Here is a 12118-nt window from a genome sequence, read left to right on the forward strand (position 1 = left end):
TATGATACAACAGAAAAACTGCAATCTATGAGTGGTAACTTCATACAATCCTAGTTCCTATAGTAATCAGAAAGGAGGTTTATTCTATATGTAACTAATGATAAATTTTATTATAGGAGTTATTAGCTCTATTTGTGTTGCTGTAAGTACTAATTATATATACGATAATTTTTTAATACTTATCTATTGGCTATAGAGAAAGTAGTTTAGAATTTAAATTCAAATAAAATTTAAGTTCACTAAAAAGAAATCTATATTAGAAACCACTACTCTATTCCACCAGATTGTAGTTTTTTGTCCTTTATATCACAATGCTATACTACATTAAATTGAAAAATAAATTTTAAATTTATTTGTTACAATTCATTAGTTCAAAAAAATATTTTGAGTCGTGAGTTTTGTAAAGATTTAACCATGAATTTAATGCTTCTGATTCAAAACCCTCTAAAATTTTCAATACTTGAAATGTAAATTCCAACGGAGCAATTCCTGAAGCTGTAACTAAATTTCCATCACTAACTACAGATTCCGTTTTATAATATTTTTCTCCAGAGTAATTTGGTATTACCATTTTAAGAAACTCTAAGTCATTACTTGTATGATTTCTAAAATCTAATAGCCCTTTTTTAGCTAGACCTAACGTAGCTCCACATATGGCTGCAACTATAGAATCTTGTATTAAAGCTTCTTTAGCTTTTTCTAATATTATCTCATGATTCATAGATAACCAAGTATTTCCCCCTGGTAAAATTAATAAATCTTTACTTTCCATATTAAGCTCATCAACTGTAATTTCAGATAAAACTTTTAACCCACCCATTGTTATAATAGGATTTTTATCAATTCCTACAGTAATTACTTTTAGTGGTTTTAATCCTTTTTTAAAATATCTTCCTGTATTTAATTCAGCAGTTAAATATGCCACTTCCCAATCTGACATGGTATCAAATACATACATATATACTTTTCTATTTTTCATCTTTTTTACTCCTCATGTAATTAATTTATATATCTAATTGTAAAATAACTTAACTGACATATTCAGTCAGTTAAGTTATTAAATTTGATAATAATCAATTAATTCTAGTAAATCTTCAATTATTTTCTTCTTAAGGCTTAGTGGTTCAATTACTTGTATTGTCTTTCTATAAGGTAAAAGTATATTTGGTATGTACTTGCATATTACTTCCTCTTCAAGCATAAATATTATTTTATTAGGTGTTCTTTCTTTCAAGTAGTGTCCTAAAAACCAATGTTGGCTTAAACTATCTAAAGAATCTATACTTCCTTCTACAACTAATTGAATTATACTTTGTTCATCTTTTATTTCAGGCATAATCCCTTTTATAAAAAATTCACTTGATGAAAATTCTGTTGGTCTGTTAAATGTATTTGATGTTTCTATGATTTCACTAATCCTATCCACTCTGAAACTACGAATCTCATTTCTCATATTACAAAAGGCAACTACGTACCAATTATTATTCCAATGAACAATTCCATATGGATTTATAATTCTATATTTTGATTTTGTTTTACGAGCTGTATGATAGTTGATTTCTACAGATAGCTCCTTTAATATACTATTCTCCAATTTTTTAAGTACTGATTCTATAGATACTTTCCCAATTGGTTTTATTACTTCAAGAGCTATTAAATGGTTTGTTAAAATATCTTCTTGTTTTTGATTTGAATACATTTTTAACTTTAATGTCGCTTTATCTAATACTTCATCTAAGAAGTATCCTTCTTTTTTAGCAAGTAGAACTGCATGAAGTAGAGCTTTTTGTTCTTCTATATCAAAAAAAAGAGGTGCTTTAGTAAAATTATTTAAAAGGCTATACCCACCATTATGACCTGTATCTGAAATTATAGGTACTCCACTCGCAGAAAGTACATCAATATATCGATATACTGTTCTTATATTTATTTCTAATTTTTCAGCTATCTGTTCATCCACAGTATAGACATCATATTGTCAATTTTAGCCATGTAGTTTCACCTCTTTCTATTTGTTATATAAAGTTATTATATAACTTTTTGATTAATTTTTTACAAAAAAATATTAGTAAACTGATAATAATTTCTACTAAGGTCTATTTCAAGTATTTATAGATAGTCTTTTTTTATAGTTAAGTTATCTATTAGATTCCATAGTAGTATATCTAGCTGATATATTTTCAGCTACACTTCTTGTCATATATCAATTTTCTTTTTCAAAGATTTTACAAATAATATTTAGTTTAAGATATATATTAGTTTTTAAAAACCTTTCGGTCTCAAATTAAAACTTCTTTGTTTTAATTTGTTTAGAACATAGAAAAAGTCTTAGCCTAATTTATTTAAGCTAAAATGCTTATATTTTAAATTTTTCTTTAAAACTAAAATATTTATTATCATCCTCAACAACAATATAATATACTAATTAAATACCTAGTATTTATTTACATTTTTGTGGCTTGTTAGTTATAACTCCATCTTCTTGCTAAAATTAATGTTACCCGACAGATAGTCGTGGAAGTATATTACTTTAGAAACATTAGTTAATACATCTCTTGGATATATTAGCACTGAGTTTATATTCCCTATACTTCCAACTTCTATACTAACTGGTTAACTCTTTGTCCCTAAACATACTACTACAAACTTTTCTCTATCACTATCTACTAAAAAGCTCCTTACTAATCTATAAGTATCATAAGAATTACTTTTTTTCTAGTTTCATATAAAGTACTACTTTTTTTGTTAATTTTAAAAAACTATATCTCCTCTTTTAAAAGATGTTTTCTTATTATTAATTCACCTTTTTCCTACATCTTTCTGAATTGAAAATAATCATATACATTGATATATTGTATATGATTATTTAAGTAAATGTTCAGTTTCTTTATTTCTAGATATTCAGTTATACTACATTCACTAGATAACAAGTATAGTGTTGAACTGTAGATATTTACTTCACCTTTATACATTCCCTACTAAATTCTTCTAATAATCTTTTTAATCTATCTGATTTAAAATACTCTTTAAAAAACTGTACTTCTTCCTTACCTTCAACTCAACTATACACACATATCCACTATAATCTGTTAATTTTCTGTTATATCTATAGTTTTCATCAAGAACACTGACAATATTATTCACTTTTTCAGCTACCTCCTTTGGATATTATTACAATAAGTTTAAATCTTCTTTCTTCCATAAATATATTATGAGGAAGATTATCATCTTTAATGGTTTAATAGTATAAAGGATATGAATTTAAAAAAATCTATTTTTTATATCAGATGGGTATTGTTTTTTATAAAACTGAAAAAATTACCTAATAAAGGCTATGATTTTTTAACACAACCTCCATAAATTAGTACCAATTATCATTTTAAATTCAAATTTTTATCTGAAGAATACAAAATCATATTTCCAGACTCAACATAATATTGAGTATTGCACTTGTATTTACAAATTATCATTCTAATAAAAACAACTATACATATCTTAAAATCATCTTCTAAATATAGTTACTAGAATTGAATTAATGATATCAATTCCATTAATCTCTTTTTACAAAAAACTCTCTTTTCTATATGAAAATTATTTCAAAACTTTAAAGTTGAATACAAAAATGACTATAAATAGATTTTTATTTACACAAATCTATCTATAGCCACTATAGTTTATCCAATAAAATAAATATATACACAATAAATGTTATTTACGTCTTAAGTATTTATTTATTGGATCTTTAATCAAATAAAATAAGCTAATGAACATTAATGCTAAATATAGCATCATATTGCTTTGATCTCCTGTTTGTACATTTTGACCTACATTACTATCTAAACTTTCATATGTATCTATATTTACATCCGGTTTTCCATCTCCATCTATATCTATATCCGGTTTTCCATCTCCATCTGTATCTATATCTATATCCGGTTTTCCATCTCCATCTATATCTATATCCGGTTTTCCATCTCCATCTATATCTATATCCGGTTTTCCATCTCCATCTATATCTATATTTATATCTGGTTTTCCATCTCCATCTGTATCTATATTTATATCCGGCTTTCCATCTCCATCTATATCTATATTTATATCTGGTTTTCCATCTCCATCTGTATCTATATTTATATCCGGTTTTCCATCCCCATCTGTATCTATATCTATGTCTGGTTTTCCATCTCCATCTGTATCTATATCTATGTCTGGTTTGCTATTTCCACCATTATCTGGATCCGGTTTGCCATTTCCGCCATTACCTGAATCCGGTTTGCTATTTCCACCATTATCTGGATCCGGTTTGCTATTTCCACCATTACCTGAATCTGGTTTGCTATTTCCACCATTATCTGGATCCGGTTTGCTATTTCCACCATTACCTGAATCCGGTTTGCTATTTCCACCATTATCTGGATCCGGTTTGCTATTTCCACCATTATCTGGATTCGGGTTATCTGGATCTGGATTACCTGTATCATAACCTCCTGAACCAGTATCTACATTTTTATCAGGCTTCCAATAATCATCTACTCCATCATTATCTGCATCTATTGCTGGACGATTATAATCTGTATCAGGTTTTCCATCTCCATCAGTATCTATATTTGTATCAGGTTTCCAAATACCATCTCCATTTCCACCTTCTGTACTAGGTTTCCATTCACCTGTATTATCAGTATCTATGTTAATATCTGGCTTCCAATCACCATTTGTATCTATATTGATATCTGGCTTTCCATTCCCATCAGTATCTATGTTGATATCCGGAATACCATCTCCATCTATATCTACATTTGTAATATCTAACTTTAACTTCTTTTCATCTTTACTATCTTTAGTGTAATTTATATCATCTCCAATATATTTTACAGTAATAGTTTGTTCAGTATTAAGAATATGATGATTACTATCTAAAGGTCTCCATTCAATAGATGCAGTACTATAATTATGACTCTCACTAACCTTATCATGAGTTTTTAATTCTACTGGATCTTTATATTCCTTTCCATTAATATAGAATTGCACATAACCTTTTGGAGAGGCACAATCTGGCCCTTCTTTCTTATCAGGTGAAACAGTAGCATTTAATGTAAACGTATCTACTGGTTTAAAAATATCAGTTTTGACTTTAGGCGTTTCTACAACTAATGAAGTTTCTGTATCAGCAGGAGTAATTTCTGCATAATTATAATGTGATCTATGCCCCCAATAAGCCTCATTAAAAGGAGCTATACTAGCATACTGTGTCGATGTAATGATTAATTGATATTTTCCAACATCAGCTTGTTCTGTAAGGTCAGCACTTCCTAAATTTGTATCTGGTTCCATCGTTTCCTCATTTAAACGTTGAGAACTAATAATCATATATGTTCCATCTGTGAGTTTTCCACCTTTAGGATTAGTTACTGGAATACCATCTTTTAATATCCAATCTAAAAATGCTTTTTCTTGGTCTTTTTCAAATGGTAATCCATCGTATCTTTTATTAATCGAACCTGGTGGAATATTTATCTCATCAATAATAAATTTTTCATACTGCTTTAAAAATGGAGTACTTGGACCTATATTTTTAATATAAAAAGTATCTGATTTTATAGTATCTCCAGTATCTTTATCTATAATAACTAACTTAACAGATACTTCAGATCCAGTAAATTTATCAGAGAACCATAAGTAAAGAATCCCTTGATCATCTGTATAACTAGGCGCTCCATAAGGATAATCTTTTCCATTAATTTGCATTGTAAAATCATCGACTAGTTTAGTATTAACTTTATCTAGCCCTAAATACTTTAAAGATACTTTGCTCATAAAAACTTTTGTTTTCTTTTCTAAGTCACCGTATGCAACTGTTTTACCATTACTTTTGAATGTTGTTGCTTTTAATGAACCACCTGTTACTATAACATCTCCTGTTGTAGCACTTAGGTCAAAAATCCAATATCCTACTCCTGTCGTATAAGGTAAAACCGTTCCTCCAGTTACAATTACACGATATCCTCTATTTGTTCCTGGATTAACGCATCCATCTCCGAATGCACTACCATGTGCCCCTCCATATGAATAGGAAAGTCCACCATTAATTGTAATATTTCCACTATAACCACCACCTTTGTCACGATCTACTACTGATGGACTTAATATATTACCTCCTGACATATAGTACGAGCCACCAATTCCAGCTCCATGGTATGCGCCTCTAGCAGTTATAGTACCACCATTGATTGTGATATCTCCACCATCACCGATACCACCTCCCCCTATTCCAGCTCCATATCCAGAATTACTTCCTTCCATAGCTGTAGCATTTATAATACCACCATTAATGATAATATTTCCTCCATTTTCAGTATCTCCACCACCAATAGCTGCAGCATAATAATTTCCGACAGCTGTTAAACGCCCACTATTTTTACTATCTAGTAGTGTAAGGCGATCTCCTTTTTTTAGCTTATCCCCATTTTCTAGAGTTACATCTCTAGGAATTCTCCCATTTTCAGGAACTATAAACTCTCCTTCAATATCTCTATTTACAATAGAATCATCAATAATTAGAGTGGTACTTTTTCCTGCTCTTATACCTGGATAAAGTTGATCACCTGACTTTAGTATGTTTTTGCTACCATCTTGTAATATAATATGTGCATATGCACCACCACCTTTTTCTGGTGTTAAAGTAAATGGACTATTAGATTTTGTTATAATATTTACTCCATTAAATATTAGTTCTGCTTTTACATCTTTAGGTATAACAATCCTATGGTCTGTTGAAATATTTGGATTATTATTTTGAATTACCATTTGTTCTCCACTAAGAATAGTTAAAACACCGCTTTCAAATTTAAAATCAACATTTATTTCTCCACCACTAATTTTAAAGTCTCCTGTAGAATTATCCTCTTGTGCGTTAACATCTTCCTCTGCGTTAACATCTTCTTCTGCATTAGCATCTTCTTCTGCATTTCCTGCATTAGCATCTTCTCCTGCACTTCCTGCATTAGCATCTTCTTCTGCATTTCCTGCATTAGCATCTTCTCCTGCACTTCCTGCATTAGCATCTTCTTCTTTACTTCCTGCATTAGCATCTTCTTCTGCACTTCCTGCATTAGCATCTTCTTCTGCACTTCCTGCATTAGCATCTTCTCCTGTACTTCCTGCATTAGCATCTTCTTCTGCACTTCCTGCATTAGCATCTTCTCCTGCACTTCCTGCATTAGTACTTTCTTCTATAGTCTCTGCGAAAGCATTTGATACATTAAATGGTGCAACTGAGCCAAGTCCTATCGAGATACTTAAAATCATTGATAGTGCTTTCTTTTTACCTTTTCGTTGCATAAATTCCCCCCCTCTAATAAATTTTAATATACACTCTAATAAGTTTTAATATACACTTACAACTTATATTTGTCAATGAAGATTCTGTCTTTTTCACATTTATCTATTATAAGTATTTATTATTTGCTAAATAGCTACAATAAAAATTTTAACTCTACAAAATTTATTTAATCTTTTATATAATAATACAGGGGGTGATTAATTGAAAAAACTAATAAAAATATTAATAAACATTATTTGCATTATTACACTAATTTTCTCCATCCTTTCGATTTACATAAAATTATCTGAGTATAAAAAGGCTGATGAAATATATACTGAACTCAGAGAAAACACTAGCAATAATAATAGTAAACATCAAGAACTTTATGATAAAAATAGTGATTATAGATTCTGGCTTAAAATAAACAATACAAATATAGACTATCCTGTAGTACAAGGATATAATAATGATTTCTACCTAACTCATGATTTTTATAAAAATTCTCTTCCTTCAGGTAGTATTTTCATGGATTATAGAAATAATTTTGAAAATGATAAGAGTTTAATAGTCTATGGTCATTATATGAAAAATAAAACTATGTTTGGTCAGCTAGAAAACTATACTGATGAAGCATTTTTCAAAGAAAATAACTTAGTAGAAATAGAATATAAAGGACAAACTTATACTTATGAAATTTTTTCAGTATATACTGCTGACTTAATTAACAGAGATTATTTAAATATACATTTTAATAGTAATGATGAGTTTAAAGATTATTTGAATTATATAACCGAAAGATCAGTACACAAATCTGATATAAAGGTAGATATTTCAGATAAAATTATAACTTTATATACTTGTAACTATGAATTTAAAGATGCTCGTACTATAGTTCATGCTAAATTAATTTCAAAAAAACTGTGAATAGGTTTGTGTAAATAAAAACTTACCTACAGTTTTTTTGAATATAAAATTGGTAAGCTTGGAATAATATCCATATTAAACTTTCGGAGGTAAAAATTAGATAGCTACTTATATCTCCAGATTTTGTAAATTCTCCGTCTGATATAATTTCTTTGACTAATTATTTTCTTAAAGTATTCATAAAAAATCTCCTTTATGACATTTGATTATATTTAAATCATTGCCATAAAGAAGATTTTTATTAACCTTGAATCACAAATTATTTTACATTACCGTTTATCTTGGATAGCCTTTATGATACATTAATCTATTTTCTAGCATTAACTCTTGAGCTAAGTATATATGACCCTTACAATGCATATCTGATATGCCCTCACTTATAAGTTTATATGTTTCAGAAGTATATAAATAATCCATACTTTCTTCCAAGCTTTTTCCTGTATGTTTAGAAAATTCTAATATGATTTTTTTATATAGTATTTGTAATAATGTTTTATTTGCTTCCATAAGCACTATACCTCCTCTTCACATCTAAACTTTAAATATTTATCTATTACATTTTGATTGGTTATAATTATAACTATCAAATATTTTTACATTACAGCTTTTTTTTAATTCATCAAGATCTAAAGAATAGCTATTTAAATATGCTTTTTTACCCCTTTTCTTAAAACGTTCTGTCCAGTTAATTGCCTGTGTTTTTATAATAGTTAAATAGAATCCTTTTCCAAAATCTAAAGAATCTCTTGAGAAGATAATATTAGGCGTTTTCACCACACAGTATGAACCATGATATACAATCATTACATCACGCCCTTTTCTTTAAGCACTTGTATTAAATCTTCCACTATATAACTTTTACTTTGAGAATGTAGTGCTTCATAGCAAGGTATTATATAGTTATCTAAAATATCAGTATCATGTTTAAGAAGTTTATAAACTCCTTCTGAATCTATATTCAACTTTTCTGCTAAAGCTTCAATGCAAAAAATAGAAAATTCTAGTTTTCTTTCATCCATTACAAACCTCAACTCCTATCAAACTTATATAATATATATTTTTATTAATTAACAACTTAAACCGTTTTACATTTATAAAAATATTATATCATAAAGTAGATATTAAAATTCTATGTTACCTAATATCATAATAAATAAAGGCTTTTTATACACCCTAAATGCACCCCAATATACCCTCAAAAAAACCTCTTTTTCTGTGGTTGGAGTACAGTTAGTAGATTTCATCACCAAAATAAAAAATACTAGTCAATAAAGACTAGTATTTCCAAGTATTTCATCATTTTTTCAAAATTGATGGAGACGATTCGTAGAAATCATACCTACTATTAGTTATTAGATGTTTATATCATCAAATTTAGTTTTTAGAAGTGTCACCAATTGATTAATCTCATAATCATCAATACGATTAATAGAAGATATTTTTTTACCAACTCCGTTAGCAGATGTTCCTATTTTAAAACCTTTATGAGAACTCGATATCCAAAATCTATCATGATAATCACTTGAATAATATATTTTTACTTTATCATGAAATCCATCTATTAATTCGTCGCATAAATCGCTATTAAATGCTGACCTGTCAACAATAAGACTTGGGCTCGAAAATTTTGAAATACTTAATATATACTTAAATAATTCTTTGAATTCATCATTATAATTTCTAGGAATTAGATATGGATCTATTATTACCATATCTTTATCTTCTGTATCTCTTCTTTATATGTAATCATTCAACTTCATTTTCTTCTCTTCAATAGTCATATTTTTAAATAAGTAACTCTTCTTGCAAAACAACGTAATTTTCAGGTATACCTTTTTCAAATAAATCAATATCATCTAAATACAAAGCAATATATATATTGAATTTACTTGTTAATAGTCTATTATAAAATTCATACATTATATAAACTAGATTATCATAATCGGTAAAGTCTTTATCACTCAATTCATATAGAATACCATTTTCATTTGAAGATACTAAACTTAAATCTAAATTTCTACAATGTAGATATTTAATACAATATTCTTTCACTATATTATTTATTTCTTCAACAGTTTTATCCTTATAAGTATCTTTCGGTATTATGTAAAACATAATTTGTATACCCCCATGCCATCTAAATTTACACTCAAGCTATCATTTTACATATTTAGATTTACATATCTAAAGTCTTGTAATTATAATTAAACTTAATAATCTTCTAATTTTTATATGTTGAGTTACAGTATGGATGAGCCAATTGAGCATTATCCATTGTACCTAATCCTCCATCACTTTTTCGTACTTTATGATCTATAGTGATAGAATCTTTATGTAGCATTCCACCACATATTGCACACCTATTCACATTTTTAAGGCTTTCTACTATAAATGCAGAAGATTTTCTTTCTTTTGAGAACTTTTTACTTTTTATTTCTTCTTCATCTTTCATTGCACTCTTTAAATAAGAAAATTCTTTACTTTTAGTAATATTTTCCACTGTATCTTCTACCGTTTTATCATCTAGTAAACTCTCCATAATAGCTATATAATAGTCTTTTATATGTGTATATCCATTCTTAGATTGCCTGTGTTTTCTGACTATTTGCTGAACTAAAAACTCATAATTTATTAAAATATCTTCCATCTTAGATCTAATTTTAATAAAGTCATTAAATCTATTATTTTCATTAAGATACATGATAAAATTCAAGACTGCATAATAAGATGCGATCTTATGTCTACCTCTTAGTGAATAAAAATATACAACAGGATGAAGACCTAGTGATCCAGAGTGTATACTATTAATTTTTTGCAATACTTTTCTTGTATTTTTTAAATACTTAATAGTCTGATCACCATTTAAATCTTCATTAATTTTATCTATATTTTTATCAGTTATACCATTTATAATATTTATAGTTTGATATACTAATGTCAATCCATCATTAGAAAATATTTTACCACCTATTGGCAAATCTAATGTTTTTATTGGTGTATCATATGTAGGTTTAAATAATAATCTATTTATTTCTTCTGATAAACTCTGTATCTTTTCTTGCTTGTCCTCTCCAAAATTAGACCAATACTTATGCCCAGTCCCACTTCTTATAACAGCCCTCGCTGCTACTCCATTTGCTTTTCTTCTAGATTTTATAAGCATTAGTTCAGTTGGATGTATTGGTGTAGCTTTCTGATTTATTTTGAAGAATGATTCTTCTGCTTTTTTAGAATTTCCCTCTACCCATTGAACTTGAAGTGCTAATGCGCCTAAATCTTTTGCTTTCTCTGATACATACTTAGATACTTTTTCAGGATTTCTATTTGCAATTTTATAATCTTTAAACTTACCTATTTTAGAATTAACTATTTCTCTCGTATTTTGAGCTATTTCTTTCTGTTCCTCTGGAATTTCTCCTCCATAATAACTTAATGAAATTTCTCCATCTCCATAATCATCATTTATCCAACTTGATAGTGCACTTAAACGATGCGATCCATCAATTACGAAAATATAATTCCCCGAACTTTTCCATAGTATTATTGCTGGTATAAGTTCTCCTTCTATAAAACTTTTTACAAGTTCTGCTATTTTATCTCCATCCCATTCATTTGTCTCTCGTTGAAAATCAGGTTTTCTTATGTTTGAAAAGAAAAAAGAATCATACTCCAAATCAGGAATTGATAGTGTTGTTTTATTTCTTCCTAGAGCTATTTGTTTCTGATCTTCAGAATCAAAATCTTCTATGTCGATAGGTAAATCTTTGATGCTATCTCCAACTTTTCCCCCGACCCAAACGGTACGTGCGACTTTCACCGCATACCGCTTTCCATCGAAATAGTTTTCCATCTAATGATTTTTTCTTTTAAATT

11 protein-coding genes are annotated in these 12118 nt (G+C 28.3%); 1 reads left to right on the forward strand and 10 read right to left on the reverse strand.

Annotated features, from left to right (window positions below; translation table 11 throughout):
- Positions 1-349 precede the first annotated feature (349 nt).
- The 4 genes from IR152_RS07200 to IR152_RS07215 form a co-directional block, all read right to left on the reverse strand.
- The gene (locus IR152_RS07200) at positions 350-979 is read right to left on the reverse strand and encodes a type 1 glutamine amidotransferase family protein (RefSeq protein ID WP_227451108.1); all 630 of its coding nucleotides are present in this window, start codon (positions 977-979) and stop codon (positions 350-352) included.
- Between the two features lie 78 nt (positions 980-1057).
- Entirely contained in the window at positions 1058-1960 is a 903-nt protein-coding gene (locus IR152_RS07205; RefSeq protein ID WP_413927479.1) for a helix-turn-helix transcriptional regulator, read from the reverse strand.
- A 1040-nt stretch (positions 1961-3000) separates the two neighbouring features.
- Entirely contained in the window at positions 3001-3144 is a 144-nt protein-coding gene (locus tag IR152_RS07210) for a hypothetical protein (RefSeq protein WP_227451109.1), read from the reverse strand.
- Positions 3145-3708: 564 nt separating this feature from the next.
- Positions 3709-7338: a sortase B protein-sorting domain-containing protein gene (locus IR152_RS07215; RefSeq protein WP_227451110.1), complete on the reverse strand. Its 3630-nt coding sequence runs from the start codon at positions 7336-7338 to the stop codon at positions 3709-3711.
- A gap of 202 nt (positions 7339-7540) precedes the next feature.
- On the opposite strand from IR152_RS07215, the gene srtB reads away from it, so the two are divergent.
- Entirely contained in the window at positions 7541-8245 is a 705-nt protein-coding gene (gene srtB / locus IR152_RS07220) for a class B sortase (RefSeq protein WP_227451111.1), read from the forward strand.
- A gap of 276 nt (positions 8246-8521) precedes the next feature.
- Here srtB and IR152_RS07225 read toward each other — a convergent pair whose 3' ends face one another.
- From IR152_RS07225 to IR152_RS07250, 6 genes are all read right to left on the reverse strand, one after another.
- Positions 8522-8752, reverse strand: a complete 231-nt coding sequence (locus IR152_RS07225; protein WP_227451112.1) for a hypothetical protein — start codon at positions 8750-8752, stop codon at positions 8522-8524.
- 39 nt (positions 8753-8791) lie between these two features.
- Positions 8792-9049: a DUF3990 domain-containing protein gene (locus tag IR152_RS07230; RefSeq protein ID WP_227451113.1), complete on the reverse strand. Its 258-nt coding sequence runs from the start codon at positions 9047-9049 to the stop codon at positions 8792-8794.
- A complete protein-coding gene (locus IR152_RS07235) occupies positions 9049-9264 on the reverse strand; it encodes a DUF3791 domain-containing protein (RefSeq protein ID WP_227451114.1) in 216 nt (71 codons plus the stop codon). The genes IR152_RS07230 and IR152_RS07235 overlap by 1 nt, the downstream gene beginning before the upstream one ends.
- 333 nt (positions 9265-9597) lie before the next feature.
- Positions 9598-9957: a hypothetical protein gene (locus tag IR152_RS07240; RefSeq protein ID WP_227451115.1), complete on the reverse strand. Its 360-nt coding sequence runs from the start codon at positions 9955-9957 to the stop codon at positions 9598-9600.
- A gap of 73 nt (positions 9958-10030) precedes the next feature.
- Positions 10031-10360, reverse strand: coding sequence for a hypothetical protein (locus tag IR152_RS07245; RefSeq protein ID WP_227451116.1), 330 nt, complete (start codon positions 10358-10360; stop codon positions 10031-10033).
- A gap of 106 nt (positions 10361-10466) precedes the next feature.
- Positions 10467-12095 (reverse strand): HNH endonuclease family protein, encoded by a 1629-nt coding sequence (locus tag IR152_RS07250; RefSeq protein WP_227451117.1) that lies wholly within the window; start codon positions 12093-12095, stop codon positions 10467-10469.
- Between the last annotated feature and the right edge of the window lie 23 nt (positions 12096-12118).

The organism is Clostridioides sp. ES-S-0108-01, from assembly GCF_020662285.1.
Lineage (GTDB): Bacteria > Bacillota > Clostridia > Peptostreptococcales > Peptostreptococcaceae > Clostridioides.